Raw genomic sequence first — 17,281 nt, forward strand, 5'->3', positions numbered from 1 at the left:
GTACCGTTTCGGGTGTCGGGTTCGAGACGAAGGTGGCGCCCGTATGCCGCATCCCGCTGACACGACCATGGGCGAGCGCCTGCGGGAGATCCGCAAGAGGCGCGGGATGGGCCAGCGCGAGTTGGCCGCGGATTCCGGCGTGTCCCTGTCCGCCGTACGGAAGTTGGAGCAGGGCGACTACGGGACGCCGCGGATGGAGACCGTCCGGGCGCTGGCCGTGGCGCTCGGGGTGCCCGCAACGCGCTTGCTCGGCAGCGCACATGAAACTCCCGGGGCGTCGCCCGCGGTGCTGGACCGGTGGGCGGCGGTGCGGGACGCCCTTGACGCTCCACCGGCGGCCGGAGGGGACGAGGCGCCGACCGTGGCGGGGGTGCGGGCCGCGGTCGTGGCCGCGATGCCGCTCGCGGCCGGGGACCGTCTGGAGGAGCTGGGGCAGGTGCTGCCGCTGCTGCTGCGGGACGCCGCTGCCGTCGCCGACGAGCCCGCCGGGCGCCCGGTGCATGCCGCGCTGCTCGGGGTCACCGGGTGGATGCTCACGCAGACGCGTCAGTACGACGCGGCGGAGGCGGCACTCGGGCGGGCGCTGGCCGGATCGGCGGGCGACCTCGACGCGGCCGGTGCGGTGTCGACGCGCTGCTGGCTGCTGCTGCGGCGCGGCCGTATCGGCGAGGCAGCGCGGCTGGCCGAGGAGTGGGCCGACCGGCTGGAGCCGCGCATGTCCCGCGCCACGCCCGGCGAGTTGGGCGCGTGGGGCTGGCTGCTGCTGCGCGGCGCAGCGGCGGCGGACCGGGACGGGCGCGGGGACGACGCGGAGCGCCTGCTTCGGCTGGCGGGTTCGGCGGCGGCCGCGCTCGGGCAGCGCGAAGTGCCAGGCGGATTCCTGCGCGCCTACGACGCGCGCACGGTCCAGCTCAAGGAGGCCGAGCATGCGATGATCTCGGACCGCCCCGACGAGGTCCTGCAGCTCTCGGCGTCGATCTCCTGGGACGGCATGCGCCCCACCTCCAACAACCTCAACCGCAACCGCCTCGACCAGGCCGCCGCCCAGGCACGGCTGCGCCGCTACCCCGAGGCCGTCGACACCCTGGAAACGGTGTGGCAGGCCGCCCCGCAATGGCTGCCGCACCAGCAGTACGCCCGCGATGTCCTCGCCCGCGTCGTCGAACGCCGCCGCACCCTGACCCCGCGCATGCGGGTCCTCGCCGACGCGGTCAACCTCCCGGCGTGACTGACACTTCATCCTCACCGCACCCCGCGAGGAACGAAGGCACGACGCACGTGGCTAACATGCCGCCGTGGATCCCTACTTCGACGCGGTGCCTCTGCTCGGCGACGCCCGTGAATTTTTCCAGGGGCAGTGGTCGGAGCGGAAATGGCTCAACGTACCGGGGCCGTTCTACGGGGCCGAGACCGACAACTGCGGGACGGGACGGATCCACGCCCCGGGGCTCGTTCTCTACGAGGCCGACTACTTCACCGAGTACGTGTACCGGCAACCGCGGAATCCGATGGAACTTCGGCAGTTGGTCGACGCGGCCCAGCGGGAGGTCTTCGGCGGTACGGCTGTGACGGGGACAGCCACTGGACACCGGCGTCGGTCCGGGAGTGGTGGCGGGAGCGGCGGCGGGTCGTCGAGTACCTGGCGGATCGGCGGGCGGACTGGGAGGCCGACGACGCGAAGGCCGGGCAAGGGGTGGCCGCCGCCGCCCTGGAATACGCCGCCTATATCGAGGGCGAGTTGGCGTCGCGCCTCCGCGTCTACCTCTTCTGGCTGGAAGAGCGGCGCTCCCCCACGGCCACGGACCGGCTGCCCGTGCTCTGACCGGTGGTGCGGGGCACCCGGGTGCGCGATACCTCCGGGGCCTACGTCAGCGGCAGCTCGACGATCATGACGGCGTACACCGGCGAGTCCGGGAACGGCTGGCGCTCGCCGACCTTGCGGTAGCCCCAGGACTCGTAGAGGGCCTGCACGCGGGGATGTTGGACGTCCACCAGCAACACCGCCAGGTCCTCGTCGCGGCCGTCCATGAGGGCGCGGGAGAGCAATTCTGCGACGCCCTTCTTCCGCCACCGCGGGACGACGGCCAACTCCGAGTACGAGAAGGTGCGGTGCTTCTCGGGCGCCGGGTCGAGGTGGCCGCGCCACCACTCCCGCCCGGGAGTGCCCGGGGCCCCGTACGCGAAGCCGACCGGCTCGTCCCCGTCATAGGCGATCACGCAGGCGAAGCCGGGATTGCCGCCCCAGTGGTCGACGAACCAGGGGAAGCGCTCGTCGAACTCCGTCATGTCCCCGGCGTACGCGGCGGCGTGGACATCGAGGATCGTCTGCCGTATCCGCGCCAGGTCGTCGTGCGTGTAGTGACGAAGGTCGAGAGCAGGGGCGGTCGTCATGCACGGCTCCGTTCCGAGTCGTCATGCCTGGGTGTACGGCTGCCCTGAACCTGTGGCTCCGCGAACGGCGGCGACGTACCGTTCCAAGTGTCGAGGGGTCAGAACATCGGAGTCCAGCATGCCTTACCGTGCCGACAATCCGCCCGGAGCACTGCCCGGGGACGTCCTGAAACGTGCGCGGCTCTCGCGCGGGCTGACGCAGGAGCAGCTGGCCGAGCGGACCGGGCTCTCCCTCAGCGTCGTCAAGAAGCTCGAAGGCGGGGGGACCGGGCGGCTGGAGACGTACCACGCGATCGCGCGGGTGCTCGGCGTGCGGACGTCCACGCTGCTGGATCCGGCGGGACCGCACCACACCCGGCGGGACGACGGGGACAAGGTCGAGCTGCTGTACTTCCGCCAGGCGATCACGCCGCCGGTCGGTCCGGGCGGCCGGATCGCCGCCCCCGGTGCCGAGGTCGGCGAGCCCGATCTCGCGCGGCTGGGCGAGGCCGTCGGGACGGTGGCCCGCGCGTACCACCGCGATGCCTACGCCACCGTGGCCGAACTCCTGCCGCCGCTGGTGCACTCCGCGCACGCGGCCGTGGCCCACTTCGACGGCGGCAACCAGCAAACGCAGGCGCTGCGCATCCGCTCCGACGTCCTCCAGATGGCGGGCCGGTATCTCACGCAGGTCCGCGCGTACGACCTCGCGCACATCGCGCTGCGGGACGCGATCGCCGACGCGCTGGCGGTGGACGCGCTGGACCTGCTCGCCGGTGCCGTCTACCAGCAGGGCTGGCTGCTCATGCGGCAGGGCCGTCTCGACGAGGCCGAGCAGGTGAGCGTCGCCACCGCGGAGGCGGTCGAGCCGCGGATCTCCCGCGCGTCGCGGAAGGACCTGGGCGCCTGGGGCAAGCTGCTGGTGCATGCGAGTGCCGCGGCGGCGCGCAACAACCGGGCGGCGGAAGCCCGGGAGATGCTGCGCATGGGCCGCACCGCGGGCGCCGCCCTCGCCGGTGGCACCGCCGTGTCCGAATCGAGCTGGGGTCGTTTCGACTGGCGGACCGTCGCCTTCCAGGGCATCGAGAACCACCTCGTCGCCGACCGCCCCGCCATGGTGATCAGCCTGGCCGAACGGGTCGCCCAGGCCGGCGACAGCACCTTCATGCGACGGCACCTGCTGGACGTGGCAGCAGCACACGCAACCCTCAAGCACAAGGCCGACGCCCTGGGGGTGCTCAAACGCCTGCACGCCGAGACACCGGAATGGCTACGGCACCAGCAGATGGCCGCGCAGACCTTCCACGACGTGCAGCAGCTCAGCGGCCGTACGAACGCGGCACAGCGCGAACTCGCGGCGTTCTTCGCCGCGCCGTAGGGTGCACGCTCCGTGGACCCTGGGCCGTGACGGGCCGTCAAAGGTCTACGAAACGCCTCTGTATCCCACTCGTCACCGAACGTAGCGTGAAGCTCCACCACCGCTACGCACCGGGAGGGCGAGATGGAGGCCCCGCACGAAACGGCCGCCACCCAGGCGACACGGCAGGCGCCCGAGCCGATACGGCACCCGCCGGGCGACCCCAGCTACTCCCGCACCCTGCCCTGTGCAGCAGAAAGTGCGGAGGACGCCCGGCGTCTCGTCCGTACCGCTCTCCGCGCATGGGAGCTTGAGGGGTTGGCGGACGACGGCGCCCTCGTCGTCACCGAATTGGTCGCCAACGCCGCCCGGCACACGAAGGGGCGGCTCATCCGGGTGACGGTCAGCCGCCCCGCCGACGGGCAGGTCCGGATCGACGTCGTCGACCGCTCCAAGACCCGCCCCGAACGGCGGGACGCCGACGAACTCGCCGAGTGCGGGCGCGGCCTCAACCTCGTCGAAGCACTCACCGCCCGCTGGGGAACCGACCCGCTCCCCTTCGGCAAACGCGTCTGGGGCCTGCTCGAAGGAGACCCGGCCACGTGACCCGCAACGGCAAACCCTGGGTCGGCGACCACGTCACCGACACCACCACCGGCCGCCAGGCCGTCATCACCGACGTCCGCCAGGGCGTCTACGTCCTCCGCCCCCTCCGCGGACCAGTCCTCACCTGGACCGCCGCCTCAGCCGAACACCTCGCCCTCACCGCACCCCGCGAGCAGGGCCAGAACCCGCAAGAGAGGTGAACCTCGGGGTCCAGCACAGCCGCGACACCGAGCACGTCACCCGTTACCAGACCACCGGGCACTACTTCTTCCTTGTGCAGGCCGAGATACTCGCCGCCCTTCACACGCTCACCCGTGGCAGCCTCGCGCCTGGTATGCACGAACTGCCCGCCGCCGACCGGGCCGTCATCGCCGACGCCTGGCTCGCCGCCTTCAACCGCTGACGAGGAACCATGACCGTCACCGCCCAGCACATCCGCGACACCCTCACCGCGTACCTGGACCAGTACCCCGAGGACAAGGACGCCCTCGCCGAACTCGCCACGGCCCTCACCGCCAGCCCCGACACGATCGCCTCGCGCAAGGAGTTCACCGGGCACGCCACCGCCGGGGCGCTACTGTTCCGGCCGGACGGGCACGTCCTGCTCGTCGAGCACAAGGCCCTCGGCACGTGGCTCTTTCCCGGCGGGCATCTGGAGGACGGCGACGACACGCTCCAGGGCGCCGCCCTGCGGGAGTTGGCCGAGGAGATGGGGATTCCGACCGAGTACGTAGACCCCGTGAGCCCCATCCCCCTGCACATCGACGTCCACCCCATCCCCGCCAACCTCGCCAAGGGCGAACCCGCCCACCGGCACTACGACTTCCGCTACCTCTTCCGCACCGAGGCCGCCGACGTCGTCTCCCTCCAGGCGGAAGAGGTCACCGGCTTCGCCTGGCGGCCCGCACACACGCTCGGCGCGGAGGCCCTGCGCGGCAGGCTGGGCTGACCCGCTCACCCCGCGTCCACCGGACGTACCGCAGCGTTCGCCCGTTCTTCATCCCGCGCACCGTTCGGGCGTACGCGACACGCCCCTAGCTTTGGCATGCACATCGCACGCACGCCCCTCAGACCACCCCCTCACCGGAGGTAATCCGTGCGCAGCCGAAGCCGTACCGCCCTGTTGACCGCCTGCGGGATCGCCGCCGCCTCCGCCGGCCTGTGGGCCGGGCTCGGTGGCAATGCCCAGGCGGCGGGGTCCGTTCCCACGCCCGACCACACGATCGTGGTCGTGCTGGAGAACCACGCCTACAGCCAGGTGATCGGCAGCTCCAGCGCCCCGTACATCAACTCGCTCGCGACCGGCGGGGCCAACCTGACGCAGAGCCACGCGATCACGCACCCCAGCCAGCCGAACTACTACGCCCTCTTCTCCGGCTCCACGCAGGGCGTGACGTCCGACAGCTGCGTCAGCATCGGCTTCAGCTCGGCCGCGAACCTCGGCTCCGAGGTCAACGCCGCGGGCAAGACGTTCGGGAGCTACAACGAGACGCTGCCCAGCCAGGGTTCGACCACCTGCAAGAGCGGCAACTACGCGCAGAAGCACAACCCGTGGTTCGGCTTCTCCAACGTGCCGACCTCGTCCGCGAAGACCTTCGCGCAGTTCCCGACCGACTACTCGACGCTGCCCACGACGTCCTTCGTCGTGCCCAACCTGTGCAGCGACATGCACGACTGCTCGGTGTCGACCGGTGACACCTGGGTCAAGAACAACCTGGGCGCGTACGCGACCTGGGCCAAGACGCACAACAGCCTGCTCGTCGTCACCTTCGACGAGGACAACTCGCTGAGCGGCAACCGCATCCCGACCGTCTTCTACGGGCAGCCGGTCAAGGCGGGCTCGTCGGTCTCGACCACCTACAACCACTACAACCTGCTGCGGACGCTGGAGGACCTGGCGGGCACGTCCTCGCACGCCGGGCAGGCCGCCTCGGCGTCGGACATCACCGGCATCTGGTCCAGCTGACCGATGTACGTCAGCGAGAGCCGCGCGAGCACACCCGCGGTGGCCTCGCCGGCCGCCGCCCGGGGCGGGATCCGACGCCCCGGGCGGCGGTCCGCCGTGGCCTCCACCGTGCTCGCGCTGGGCGCGGTCAGCCTGATCACGGACGTCTCCTCGGAGATGGTCACCGCGGTGCTGCCGCTCTACCTGGTCACCGGACTCGGCCTGTCCCCGCTGGGTTTCGGTCTGCTGGACGGCGTCTACAACGGCTTCAGCGCGCTCGTCCGCCTCGTCGGCGGGCACCTCGCCGACCGCGGCGGGCGGCACAAGCGGGTCGCCGTGCTCGGCTACGGGCTGTCGGCGCTGTGCAAGCCGCTGCTGCTCGCCGTCCACACCCTGCCGCTGATCGGCGCGGTGCTCGCCGCCGACCGTACGGGGAAGGGGCTGCGCACCGCGCCGCGCGACGCGCTGATCTCGCTGTCGAGCGAGCCGGGCGCGCGCGGGCGGGCCTTCGGCGTGCACCGCGCGATGGACACGACGGGCGCGCTGCTCGGCCCGCTGGTCGCCTTCCTGATCCTGCGCCGGGCGGCGGAGGGCTACGACGCGGTCTTCACGGTGAGCTTCTGCGTGGCGGCGGTGGGCGTGCTGGTGCTGCTGCTGTTCGTGCCCGCGCGGGTACGGGAGGCGGGCCCCGCCTCGCGGGTACGGGAGGCTGGCCCCGCCTCGCGGGTACGGGAAACGGGCCCCGCCGGGAAGGACGCGCCGCGGGCCTCGCTGCGGGCTGCCGTGGGGCTGCTCGGGCGGCGCGAGCTGCGCGGGCTCGCGCTGTGCGCGATGGCGCTCGGGCTCGCGACCGTCAGCGACTCCTTCGTCTACCTCATGCTCCAGCGGCGGCTCGGCGTGCCCGACCGCTGGTTCGCGCTGCTGCCGCTGGGCACGGCGGCGGCCTTCCTGCTGCTGGCCGTGCCGCTCGGCCGGTGGGCGGACCGGGTGGGCCGCTGGCGCGTCTTCGTCGGCGGGCACCTCGCGCTGCTGCTCGCGTACGGGCTGCTGCTGGCGCACCTGCGGGCGGGCGCGCTGCCGTACGCGGTGCTCGCGCTGCACGGCACGTTCTACGCCGCCACGGACGGCGTGCTGATGGCGGCCGCGGCCGGTTCCGTACCGGCGGCGCTGCGCTCCAGCGGGCTCGCCCTCGTCCAGACCGGGCAGGCGGCCGCCCGCTTCTTCTGCTCGATCGCCTTCGGCGCGGCCTGGACCGCGTTCGGCGACCGCTCGGCGCTGACGGGTGCGGCGGTCGCGCTGCTGGCGAGCGTGCTGCTGTCCGTACGGCTGCGACCCGCGGAGGGGCTGACGTGAGCGAGGACCTTCCGGGCGAGGCCGCCCTGCCGGCGGAGAACGACGACCCGGCGGCGGGCTCCCGTACAAGCGGGGCGGCCGCCTCCCGTACAAGCGGGGCGGCCGCCTCCCGTACGGGCGGCGCGGGCCCGACCGCGGGGCACTGCGGGAACGGCGCGGGCCGAACCGCCGGTCACGGCGAAGGCAGCCGAGGCAGCGCCGAGCTGCCCGCAGGGCGCCCCGAAAGCAGCGCCGACCTCCCCGCGAGCCCCGACGGCACCCCCCTCAGCCCGCGCGGCAAGCTCCTCGTCCTCCTCGCCGGGATCCTCGTGCTCGCGCTCGTCGGCGGGGTCGCGGTGTGGCGGGCCGCGGACCGGGCGGATCGGAAGAACCAGGTGCAGGCCGGCGGGCCCGCCGTGCACGCCGGGGCCGTGTCGCTCGCGCCCGGCGCGGGGCCGCGGATCGTCTTCCGCTCCATGGCGTGGGGGCCGCACCGCGACGAGCTGGCCACCGTCCCGGCGGGCGCGCCGGACGGGCCGCGCACCGCCTCCGGCGTGAAGTGCCTGCGCTTCTACGCCGCGGGCGGCACCGGCGTGTGCCTCCAGGCCGAGCGCGGGGCGGTCAACGACAGCTACCGCGCCCTCGTCCTCGACCGGAACCTGCGCACCACCCGGCACGTCGACCTCGCGGGCATCCCGACCCGCGCCCGGGTCTCGCCCAGCGGGCGGATGGCGGCGTGGACGGTCTTCGTCGGCGGCGACTCCTACGCGGGCACCAACTTCTCCACCCGCACCACGATCCTGGACACCGGCACCGGCGCCCTCCAGCCCACCCTGGAGGACTACACGCTGACCCGCGACGGCAAGCGGGTCCGCGCCGCCGACCTCAACTACTGGGGCGTCACCTTCGCGGACGACACGCACTTCTACGCGACGGCCGCGACCGGCGGGCACACGTACCTGATCCGCGGCGACGTGGCGACGCGCACCGCGGTCACCCTGCGCACCAACGTCGAATGCCCGTCCCTCTCCCCCGACGGGACGCGCATCGCCTTCAAGAAGCGCGTCCCCGGCCTCGACCCCGACGCCCCCTGGCGCCTGTACGTCCTGGACCTGGCCACACTGAAGGACCACCCGACCGCGGAGCACCGCAACGTCGACGACCAGGCGGTGTGGGTCGACGGCAGCACCCTGTCCTACTCCCTGCCCGGCGACTACGGCTCCGACCTCTACACCGTCCCCGCCGACGGCACCGGCGCCCCCGCCCTCCTGACCCCCTCGGCCCTCTCCCCGGCCTGGCTCGGCTGAACCGGAAGGCGCCCGGGAAACAAAAAAAGACCGCGCGGCCCGAAGGCCGCGCGGTCTGGGGGTCGTTCAGCAAATCGTTCAGCAAATCGTTCAGCAAATCGTCCAGCACATCGTTCAGGGCCGGTCGGCGGAACCGCCGCCGGTGAGGCGGGTTTCGAGCTCCTTCCACCAGCGCAGCTCGCTCACGGGCAGCGGCACCACCCGCTCCGGGTGACCTGGTGCGGGCGGCACCCCGGGCAGCGCCCCCGGAGGCACTCCGGACGGCATCCCGGACGGCCGGTCCGGCGGGGGCAGCGGCGGCGGGCAGACGTGGAAGTAGCCGTAGTCGCGCAGGGCCCGCCCCAGGAAGAGCAGGACCCGTCGCAGCGGTGCGGGCACCGGCGCTCTCCTTTCCCGGCGCGGACGGGCGGCGCTCAGGCCAGGCAGTCCGCGGCGATCCAGCCGATCGCCGGCGGCACGGACACGGAGCGGTGTGCGACCGCTTCCGGGCGGACGGAGATCTCCCAGCGGGGCGTGTACGGGTCGCGCGCGGTGCCGGAGGCGTAGGCGCACTGCAGCCCGGCCTCGGGGCGTACGGTGACGCCGAATTCGGCGCTCGGGCCGTCGCCGTCGATGTCGCCGAGGCCGAAGACCAGGGTCGCGCAGCGCACCGCGTCCACCGTGCCGCGGCGCAGCGGCAGCGGTACGGGGCCGAGTCCGGTCAGCCGCAGGCCGCCGCCGGGGCCGGGCTCGACGGCGACGTCGAGGTCCAGCGCCCCGGGGTCGGTGGTGTGCGGGGCGGCGCCGGTGCGCAGCCGTACTCCCGTGTGCCGGGGGCCGGGTGCCAGGTGCAGGGTCAGCGGGTGGATGAGCGCCCGGGTGACGCCGTAGCCGCGGTAGTCGCCGGCCCGGGTGTCGAGGATCGCGAGTGCCTGCCGGGTGAAGTCGGCGGTGTCGGCGATCCCGTAGCGCAGTGCGACGGCGTTCTCGTACCGGCTCAGGCCCGGCATCGCCGGCTACCCGCGGCCGGTTTCGACGGTGCGTTTGACCTGCTCCAGCGTGGTGCGCATACCGTCGACCATGATCTGCTCGCGGTCCCGCCCGAGGAGCCTGGAGCCGGTGAAGATCCGGGCGGCGACGGGCATGGGCCCCGCGTGCTCGCGCCATTCGGTGAGCAGGGTCCCGCCGGCCTCGGGCTCCAGGCGGTAGCCCCAGCGCATGTTCGACTCGGCGACCTGGAAGGAGAAGCGCTTGGGCGCGTCGAACTCCAGGACCGTGCAGGTGGTCGTCCAGCGCATCACGCCGCGCTTGTTGGTGCCCTTGAAGACGGCTCCGGGGCGCGGGACGGAGTTGTTCGCCCAGCGGCCGCCGATGTTCTCCGGGCTCAGCTCGCCGTAGCGGGTGGGGTCGGCGACGAGCGCCCACACCGCCTCCGGGGCGGCCTTCACCCAGATACTCGCCTCGTCCATGGTCCTTGTCCTCCTGAGGTGACGCGCCGCGGCGGGCGCGGCAGCAGGTACGTGGTCAGTGCGGCCACCGGTCCGATCGCGCCGATCGCGACCACCAGCCATACCGCGGGCCGCAGCCCGCCGCTGCCGTTACCGCCCAGCCCGTTCTGGAAGAGGGCGGCGGCCAGGGCGGGGGCCACGACCGCCGCGATCTGGACGGCGCTCTGGTAGAGGGCCGCGGCGGCGCCCCGCTCGGCGGGGGCGAGGCCCGACGTGGCCTGGGTGTTGAGGGCGGCGAACGACAGCACGAAGCCCAGCCCGACCAGGAGCATGGTCGGCAGGACCGCGGTCACGTAGTCCGGGTGGGCGGGGAGCCGCAGGTAGAGCAGGTAGCCGGCCAGCGGCGGCAGGGCGCCGTACGCGATGAGCCGGCGGGTGCCGAAGCGGGCGATCATCCGCCCGGAGTGCAGGGCGACGAGGGCCAGCGGGACGCTGGCCGGGAGGATGGCCAGGGCCGTCTGGAGCGCCGACCAGCCGCGGGCGGTCTGGAACTGGAAGGTGACGATGATCAGCAGGCCCAGGTAGGAGCCGTTGAGCGCGCCGGCGCCCAGCGCGGAGCGGGCCATGGCGCCGCCAGTGCGTAACGGGAGCCGCACCAGCGGGTCCTTGCCCGTACGCTCGACGGCGACGAAGACCGCGCACAGCGCGGCGAATCCGGCGGCCGCCGCGCCGACCTGGGCGCTGAACCAGCCGTGCGCGGGTGAGGACGCGACGGCGAGGTCGAGGCACACCAGCGCGCCGGTGGCGCTCAGGGCGCCCGCGACGTCGTAGCCGCGGCGCGGGCCGGGGGGCGGGGCGGAGTGCGGGATCATGCGCAGGCCCAGCAGGAACAGCAGCAGCGCGGCGGGCGCGGGGGCGGCGAGCGTCCAGCGCCAGCTGATGTCGGTGAGCACGCCGGACAGCAGCAGCCCGGTGGTGAAGCCGCCCGCGCCGAAGACGGTGTAGACGGAGATGGCGCGGCTGCGGTGCGGCCCTTCGGGGAAGGTGTTCATGATGATGGCAAGGCCGGTGGGCGCGGTCAGCGCGGCGCAGAAGCCCTTCACCACGCGGCAGGCGACCAGCAGCGCGAAGCTGCCGGTCACACCGGCCACCAGCGAGGCGGCCGCGAAGGCCAGCAGCGCCCACAGGTAGGCGCGGCGGGCGCCGTGAACGGCCACGACCCGCGCGCCGAAGAGCATCAGGCCGCCGAAGCCGATGGCGAAGGCGGTCATCGCCCACTGGGCGGTGCTCGGCGCGAGGCGGAAGTCCTGGCCGATGGCGGGCAGGGCGACCAGGGTCGCCGAGACCTCCAGGGCGTCGATGAGCATGTTGCCGGCCAGGACGGCCAGCAGTCCCCCGCGCGGGGCTGCGGTGCCGGGCGCGGTCAGGTGCTGCGCGGTCTTCATGGCGGCTCCCGCGGTCGACGGCGTACGGGGACGGTCGGGACGGCGAGCGCGCTCGGCGTACGGCACCGGTGGCCGGCGCGGTGCGGGATCGGGTACGTGATCCGTCACGGGTCCGGCGCCGGGGAGGCCCGGCAACCGGCGCCGTACGCCGGGGCGGCGCTCAGAGCAGCGTGCCGCCGCTGGCGTCGACGAAGGCGCCGGTGATCCAGCGGGCGTCCGGCGAGCACAGGAAGGCCACGACGTCCGCGACGTCCTCGGGCTCGCCGACCCGGTTGAAGGCCGACAGCGACGCCATCGCGGTGACGACCTCGGGCATCTGGAAGACCGGGTTGTCGTTGCGGGTGATGCCGGGGGCGACGCTGTTGACGGTGATGCCGCGCGGGCCGAGGTACTTGCCGAAGTGCAGCGCGAGCATCTCGACGGCGGCCTTCGACATCGCGTACGCGATCTCGTCCGGGTTGGAGGTGCGGGTCAGCCCGGAGGAGATGTTGACGATGCGCCCGCCGTCGGGCATGTTCCGCAGCGCGCGCTGGATGAGGAAGAACGGCGCCTTGGCGTTGACCGCGAGGATGCGGTCGAACTGCTCGGAGGTGGTGTCCTCCGGCTTGATGCCGCCCAGCACCCCGGCGTTGTTGACCAGGATGTCCAGCGCGGTGGAGCCGGCGTGCTCGGTCAGCCCGGCCTCGACGGCCTCGAAGAGCGTGTCGACGTCGCCGGGGACGCCCAGCTCGGCGCCCACCGCGAAGGCCTTGCCGCCCGCCTGCCGGGCGGTCTCGACGACGGCCTCGGCCTCGTCCTTGGCGGTGTTGTAGTGCACGGCGACGAGCGCGCCGTCGGCGGCCAGCCGCAGCGCCATGGCGCGGCCCATGTTGCGGCTCGCCCCGGTGACGAGCGCGGTCTTGCCGGAGAGCTTGTTGCCCATGTGGTCCTCCTCGTGGGGGTGCGCTGGCAGGAGTCAGACCCGCGACTCGGCGTACGTCTTGGCGTAGCCGAGGGTGGTGCGGGAGTTGGTGCTCAGGGCGTGCTGGACGTGCTCGCGGCCCTCGGCGACGCCGGCGTCCGGGCCGAGCACGGAGGTGACGTTCTCCGGGCGCAGCACGACGGTGTGCCGGGAGGTGGCCGCGACACCGGAGACGGTGGGGAGGAAGCTCCAGCGGCCGGTGTGCAGGCTCATCAGGACCGGCAGGGTGGTCTGCTTGTAGACGATCCGGTCGTAGGGGAAGCACACCCGGTAGGACTTGGTGGTGTGCACCGAGCCGTTGGGCGAGCGGGTGTCCATCTCCAGCTCCTGGAGGCCCGGTTCGGGCTCCTGGAGGTTCACCCGGGCCACGTGCGGCAGCCGTTCGGACCACAGGTCGGCCTCGTTGATGAAGTCGTAGACGTCCTTGGGGCTGCCGTGGATGTGGACGGTGTCCTCGAAGGACCAGGTCAGCTTCTCGGAGCCGACGACGAATTCGAGGTTGGCGCGCAGCGCGGCCAGCTCCGAGCGGGAGTTGCCGTCGACGGCCTGGTCGATCCAGGCCAGGCCGCCGGGGTCGTCGTCGATCGCCCGGTAGTCGTGCAGCAGCCGCACCCGGGACTGCTCTGCCGACAGCGGCTCGATGATCCAGGCGCCGCCCATCGCGGCGACGGGCGGCGTGGAGACCTCCTGGCGGAAGTCGATGCGCAGCGTGTCGGGGTGCAGGGCGCGCTGCGACGTCCAGTTCTTGGGCGCGCCGTTGGCGGTCGCCCAGACCCGGATGCGCTCCTGGCCGGCGCCCTGCGACGCCTGGTCGACGTGGATGGTGGGCGGGAAGATCCGCGGCCAGTTCTCCACCTCGGCGATCAGCCGGTAGACCTCGCGGGCCGGGGCGGCGACCGTGATCTCGTGCTCGACTTCGCGGACGACGGGCTGGGTGGTCATGCTCGTTCCTCCTTCGCGGGGTCAGAAGTTGCCGAGGCCGCCGCAGACGTTGAGGGCCTGGGCGGTGATGGAGGCGGCCGCGTCCGAGGCGAGGTAGCCGACGAGTCCGGCGACCTCCTCGGGCGTGGAGTAGCGGCCGAGCGGGATCTTGGCGGTGAAGCGCTCCAAAATGGCCTGCTCGGTGGTGTCGTACGCGGTCGCGTAGCCCTCCCGGACCCGCTGCGCCATGGGCGTCTCGACGTAGCCGGGGCAGACGGCGTTGACGGTGATGCCGGTCGGGGCCAGCTCGTTGCCGAGGGCCTTGGTGAAGCCGACGACGCCGTGCTTGGAGGCGGAGTACGGGGCGCCGAGGATGACGCCCTGCTTGCCCGCGGTCGAGGCGATGTTGATGATCCGGCCGCGGCTCTTGTGCCGCATACCGCCGGTGGTCAGCACCTCGCGGGTGAGCCGGAAGACGCTGTTGAGGTTGGTGTTGATGACGTCGTTCCACAGCTCGTCGGGGATGTCGGCGGTGACGCCCCCGCCACTGCGCCCGGCGTTGTTGACCAGGACGTCGACGGTGCCGAGCTGCTCGACGGCGGCGGCCACGAAGTCGCGTACGGCGGTGTCGTCGCGGACGTCGAGGGTGCGCCCTGCGACCTCGTGGCCCTCGGCGCGCAGCTCCTTGACGGTGGCCTCGACGTTGCCGGCGTCGCGGGCGCCGATGAAGACCCGGTGCCCCTGGACGGCGAGCAGTCGGGCAACGGCCAGGCCGATCCCGCTGGTCGCCCCGGAGACCAGGGCGACGGGGCGGTCGGCGGCGCTCATGCCGAGACCGTCAGCAGCTCGTTGACCGCGGCGATCAGCTCGCGCGGGGTGACGTGCACCGTCAGCACGGACTCGTCGATGATGACGGCGTACTCGTTCTCGATCCGGCCGCCGGTCTCCAGGATGGCGAGGGACTCGTAGCCGATGTCCTCGAAGCCCTGGTCGAGGATGTCGCCGTCGAGGTCGACGGCGTCGTCGGCGCCGGCGCACTCGACGAGGATGCGTTTGAGGTCGTCCAGGGTGAACTGCCGCTCAGTCATCAGCGTGTCCCTTCGGTGGGGTCCGATCCGGGGGTGGCGCGCCGGCCGGCCCGTACCAGCAGCGCCGAGTTGAAGCCGCCGTAGCCGCGGGCCAGGACCAGCGCGGCCCGGACCGGGCGCACCCGGGGCCGGCCGGTGACCAGGTCGATGCCGTAGTCGGCGACCGGGTCGGAGTTGACGGTGGGCGGGATGACGCCGTCCCGGATCGCCAGCAGCGCGGTGGCGGTGTCCAGGGCGCCGGCGCCGGAGTAGAGCCGGCCGGTCATCGTCTTGGGCGCGGTGACGGGCACGCCGCGCTCGCCGAAGACCTGGTTGATCGCCTCGGCCTCGGCGCGGTCCAGCTCCGGGATGCCGGCGGCGTCGGCGAAGACGACGTCGACGTCTCCCGCGTCCGCCCCGGCGTCCGCGAGGGCCACCTCGATGGCCTTGCGGAAGGCGCCCTCGCGGCCGCTGCCCGCGGGGGCGTCGAAGGTGGCGCCGTAGCCGGCGATCTCGCCGTAGACGCGGGCGCCGCGCAGGGCGGCGGCGTCGGCCTCCTCCAGGATCAGGATGGCGCCGCCCTCGCCGGGCACGTGGCCGCACGCGTCGGCGTCGAAGGGCAGGTAGGCGTGGGCGGGCTGGTCGCTGGTGCTCATTCGGCCGCCGGCCAGCTGCGCGACCCAGCCCCACGGACAGATGGTCGCGTCGACCCCGCCGGACACCATCAGCCGGGTGCCGCTGCGGATCTTGCGGCGGGCCTGGGCCAGCGCGTCCAGACCGCCGGCCTGGTCGCTGACGACGACGCCGCTGGGGCCCTTCATGCCGTGCCGGATGGAGATCTGGCCGCTGTTGACGGCGTAGAACCAGGCGAAGGACTGGTAGGCGCTGACGTACTGGCTGCCGCGGCTCCACAGCTTCTGCAGCTCGCCCTGGCCGAATTCGAAGCCGCCGGCGGAGCTGGAGGTGACCACGCCCATGCTGTAGCCGTCCAGGCCGCGCGGCTCGATCGAGGCGTCGGCCAGCGCCCAGTCGGCGGCGACCAGTGCCATCCGCGTCATGTGGTCGGTCTGCACGATCATGCGGCCGGGCAGGTGGTCCTCGGCGACGAAGCCCTGGACCTCCCCGGCGAGCCGGGCGGGGTACTGCGACGGGTCGAAGCGGGTGACGCGGCCGATGCCGCTCTTGCCGCCCCGGGTGGCGTCCCAGTAGGCCGCGGCGCCCAGCCCGTTGGGGGCGACGACGCCGAGCCCGGTGACGACGGTGGTGACGGTCATGTGGTCCTCCGGTCGACGCCGGCCAGGACCATGGCGCTCTGGAAGCCGCCGAATCCGCTGCCGACGGTCAGGACCGCGTCGGTGCGCCAGTCCCGCGCGGTGAGCGGGACGTAGTCCAGGTCGCACTCGGGGTCGGGGGTGTGCAGGTTGGCGGTGGGCGGGACGACGTTCTCGGCCATCGCCAGCACCGAGGCGGCGATCTCGATCGAGCCGATCGCGCCGAGCGAGTGCCCGACCATCGACTTGATGGAGCTGACCGGCACCTGCCGGGCGCGCTCGCCCAGGCTCAGCTTGAACGCCGCGGTCTCGTGCCGGTCGTTCTGCTTGGTGCCCGAGCCGTGCGCGTTGATGTAGTCGATCTCGTCGGGGTTCATCCGCGCCTGGTCCATGGCGACCCGGATGGCCTCGGCCATCTCCAGACCGTCGGGCCGCAGCCCGGTCATGTGGAAGGCGTTGCACCGGGAGCTGTAGCCGGCGATCTCGGCGTAGATGTGCGCGCCGCGGCGGCGGGCCGCGTGCAGCTCCTCCAGGACGAAGACCGCGGAGCCCTCGCCCAGGACGAAGCCGTTGCGGGTGCCGTCGAAGGGCCGCGAGGCGTGCTCGGGGTCGTCGTTGCGCGGGGTGGTGGCCTTGATCGCGTCGAAGCACGCGAGCGTGATGGGCGAGATGGGGGCGTCGGTGGCGCCGGCGACCATGACGTCGGCGGCGCCCTCCCTGATCACCTCGACCGCGTAGCCGACCGCGTCGATACCCGAGGTGCAGCCGGTGGAGACCACCGAGGTCGGCCCCTGGGCGCCGGCCCGCCAGGCGACCTCGGCGGCGCCGGCGCTGGGCACCAGGTAGTTGTAGAGGTGCGGTACGGCGTACTCGTGGTCGACCAGGTCCTGCCGGCCGCCGTCGCTGACGACGCGGTACTCCTGGTCCAGGCCCATCGTCGCGCCGACCGCGCTGCCGAGGGTGACGCCGGTGCGGTACGGGTCGAGGGCCTCGAAGTCCAGGCCGCTGTCGGCCACCGCCTCGCCGGCCGCGACCACCGCGAGCTGCACGGAGCGGTCCATGCGGCGGATCTCCTGCGGGCTCAGGCCGAACAGCTCGGGATCGAAGTCGATCTCGGCGGCGACCTGGGAGCGGAAGGGGGCGGGGTCGAAAAAGCTGACCCGCCGGGTGGCGGTGCGGCCCTCGGACAGCAGGCTCCAGAAGTTCTTGACGCCGATGCCGCCGGGGGCGAGCACACCCACCCCGGTGATGACGACTCGCCGGGTGGCCACC

The 17,281-nt window shown here is 73.1% G+C and carries 20 protein-coding genes and 1 pseudogene; 10 read left to right on the forward strand and 11 right to left on the reverse strand.

Going from position 1 to position 17,281, the window contains the following annotated elements; translation table 11 throughout:
• The first annotated feature begins 43 nt into the window (after window positions 1–43).
• Both ACH4SL_RS32980 and ACH4SL_RS32985 read left to right on the forward strand, forming a co-directional pair.
• Window positions 44–1,228: a helix-turn-helix transcriptional regulator gene (locus ACH4SL_RS32980; RefSeq protein ID WP_398452713.1), complete on the forward strand. Its 1,185-nt coding sequence runs from the start codon at window positions 44–46 to the stop codon at window positions 1,226–1,228.
• Between the two features lie 465 nt (window positions 1,229–1,693).
• Window positions 1,694–1,822 carry a hypothetical protein gene (locus ACH4SL_RS32985; protein WP_398452715.1) on the forward strand — a complete coding sequence of 43 codons (129 nt, stop codon included), beginning with the start codon at window positions 1,694–1,696 and terminating at the stop codon, window positions 1,820–1,822.
• Between the two features lie 41 nt (window positions 1,823–1,863).
• On the opposite strand, the gene ACH4SL_RS32990 is transcribed toward ACH4SL_RS32985, so the two are convergent.
• Window positions 1,864–2,391: a GNAT family N-acetyltransferase gene (locus tag ACH4SL_RS32990; protein WP_398452718.1), complete on the reverse strand. Its 528-nt coding sequence runs from the start codon at window positions 2,389–2,391 to the stop codon at window positions 1,864–1,866.
• A 118-nt stretch (window positions 2,392–2,509) separates the two neighbouring features.
• Between ACH4SL_RS32990 and ACH4SL_RS32995 the strand changes: the two genes are divergently transcribed.
• From ACH4SL_RS32995 to ACH4SL_RS33030, 8 genes are all read left to right on the forward strand, one after another.
• Window positions 2,510–3,748 carry a helix-turn-helix domain-containing protein gene (locus tag ACH4SL_RS32995; protein WP_398452720.1) on the forward strand — a complete coding sequence of 413 codons (1,239 nt, stop codon included), beginning with the start codon at window positions 2,510–2,512 and terminating at the stop codon, window positions 3,746–3,748.
• Window positions 3,749–3,871: 123 nt separating this feature from the next.
• Window positions 3,872–4,333: an ATP-binding protein gene (locus ACH4SL_RS33000; RefSeq protein WP_398452722.1), complete on the forward strand. Its 462-nt coding sequence runs from the start codon at window positions 3,872–3,874 to the stop codon at window positions 4,331–4,333.
• Window positions 4,330–4,533, forward strand: coding sequence for a hypothetical protein (locus ACH4SL_RS33005; RefSeq protein ID WP_398452725.1), 204 nt, complete (start codon window positions 4,330–4,332; stop codon window positions 4,531–4,533). The genes ACH4SL_RS33000 and ACH4SL_RS33005 overlap by 4 nt, the downstream gene beginning before the upstream one ends.
• Window positions 4,530–4,736 carry a hypothetical protein gene (locus ACH4SL_RS33010; protein WP_398452728.1) on the forward strand — a complete coding sequence of 69 codons (207 nt, stop codon included), beginning with the start codon at window positions 4,530–4,532 and terminating at the stop codon, window positions 4,734–4,736. Before ACH4SL_RS33005 ends, ACH4SL_RS33010 begins: the two co-directional genes overlap by 4 nt.
• 9 nt (window positions 4,737–4,745) lie before the next feature.
• Window positions 4,746–5,282, forward strand: a complete 537-nt coding sequence (locus tag ACH4SL_RS33015) for an NUDIX hydrolase (protein ID WP_398452730.1) — start codon at window positions 4,746–4,748, stop codon at window positions 5,280–5,282.
• Window positions 5,283–5,429: 147 nt separating this feature from the next.
• A complete protein-coding gene (locus ACH4SL_RS33020; RefSeq protein WP_398452733.1) occupies window positions 5,430–6,299 on the forward strand; it encodes an alkaline phosphatase family protein in 870 nt (289 codons plus the stop codon).
• A gap of 3 nt (window positions 6,300–6,302) precedes the next feature.
• Window positions 6,303–7,631: an MFS transporter gene (locus ACH4SL_RS33025; protein ID WP_398452736.1), complete on the forward strand. Its 1,329-nt coding sequence runs from the start codon at window positions 6,303–6,305 to the stop codon at window positions 7,629–7,631.
• Between the two features lie 302 nt (window positions 7,632–7,933).
• A complete protein-coding gene (locus ACH4SL_RS33030) occupies window positions 7,934–8,917 on the forward strand; it encodes a TolB family protein (protein WP_398453174.1) in 984 nt (327 codons plus the stop codon).
• 114 nt (window positions 8,918–9,031) lie between these two features.
• On the opposite strand, the gene ACH4SL_RS33035 is transcribed toward ACH4SL_RS33030, so the two are convergent.
• The 10 genes and pseudogenes from ACH4SL_RS33035 to ACH4SL_RS33080 form a co-directional block, all read right to left on the reverse strand.
• The gene (locus ACH4SL_RS33035) at window positions 9,032–9,295 is read right to left on the reverse strand and encodes a DUF6059 family protein (protein ID WP_398452738.1); all 264 of its coding nucleotides are present in this window, start codon (window positions 9,293–9,295) and stop codon (window positions 9,032–9,034) included.
• A gap of 35 nt (window positions 9,296–9,330) precedes the next feature.
• Window positions 9,331–9,906, reverse strand: coding sequence for a hypothetical protein (locus tag ACH4SL_RS33040; RefSeq protein ID WP_398452741.1), 576 nt, complete (start codon window positions 9,904–9,906; stop codon window positions 9,331–9,333).
• A 6-nt stretch (window positions 9,907–9,912) separates the two neighbouring features.
• The gene (locus ACH4SL_RS33045) at window positions 9,913–10,365 is read right to left on the reverse strand and encodes an SRPBCC family protein (protein WP_398452744.1); all 453 of its coding nucleotides are present in this window, start codon (window positions 10,363–10,365) and stop codon (window positions 9,913–9,915) included.
• A complete protein-coding gene (locus ACH4SL_RS33050) occupies window positions 10,341–11,789 on the reverse strand; it encodes an MFS transporter (protein WP_398452746.1) in 1,449 nt (482 codons plus the stop codon). Before ACH4SL_RS33050 ends, ACH4SL_RS33045 begins: the two co-directional genes overlap by 25 nt.
• Window positions 11,790–11,949: 160 nt before the next feature.
• Window positions 11,950–12,726, reverse strand: a pseudogene (locus ACH4SL_RS33055) (SDR family oxidoreductase); the annotation flags it as partial.
• An 18-nt stretch (window positions 12,727–12,744) separates the two neighbouring features.
• The gene (locus ACH4SL_RS33060) at window positions 12,745–13,692 is read right to left on the reverse strand and encodes an aromatase/cyclase (RefSeq protein ID WP_398452748.1); all 948 of its coding nucleotides are present in this window, start codon (window positions 13,690–13,692) and stop codon (window positions 12,745–12,747) included.
• Between the two features lie 21 nt (window positions 13,693–13,713).
• Window positions 13,714–14,499, reverse strand: coding sequence for a 3-oxoacyl-ACP reductase FabG (fabG, locus tag ACH4SL_RS33065; RefSeq protein WP_398452751.1), 786 nt, complete (start codon window positions 14,497–14,499; stop codon window positions 13,714–13,716).
• On the reverse strand, window positions 14,496–14,759 hold the full coding sequence (locus ACH4SL_RS33070; RefSeq protein ID WP_398452753.1) for a phosphopantetheine-binding protein: 264 nt from the start codon (window positions 14,757–14,759) through the stop codon (window positions 14,496–14,498). The genes fabG and ACH4SL_RS33070 overlap by 4 nt, the downstream gene beginning before the upstream one ends.
• The gene (locus ACH4SL_RS33075) at window positions 14,759–16,012 is read right to left on the reverse strand and encodes a ketosynthase chain-length factor (RefSeq protein ID WP_398452755.1); all 1,254 of its coding nucleotides are present in this window, start codon (window positions 16,010–16,012) and stop codon (window positions 14,759–14,761) included. Before ACH4SL_RS33075 ends, ACH4SL_RS33070 begins: the two co-directional genes overlap by 1 nt.
• Window positions 16,009–17,280: a beta-ketoacyl-[acyl-carrier-protein] synthase family protein gene (locus ACH4SL_RS33080; protein WP_398452757.1), complete on the reverse strand. Its 1,272-nt coding sequence runs from the start codon at window positions 17,278–17,280 to the stop codon at window positions 16,009–16,011. Before ACH4SL_RS33080 ends, ACH4SL_RS33075 begins: the two co-directional genes overlap by 4 nt.
• Window position 17,281 lies beyond the last annotated feature (1 nt).

The sequence above is a fragment of the Streptomyces sp. NPDC021020 genome, from assembly GCF_044333285.1.
GTDB lineage: Bacteria > Actinomycetota > Actinomycetes > Streptomycetales > Streptomycetaceae > Actinacidiphila.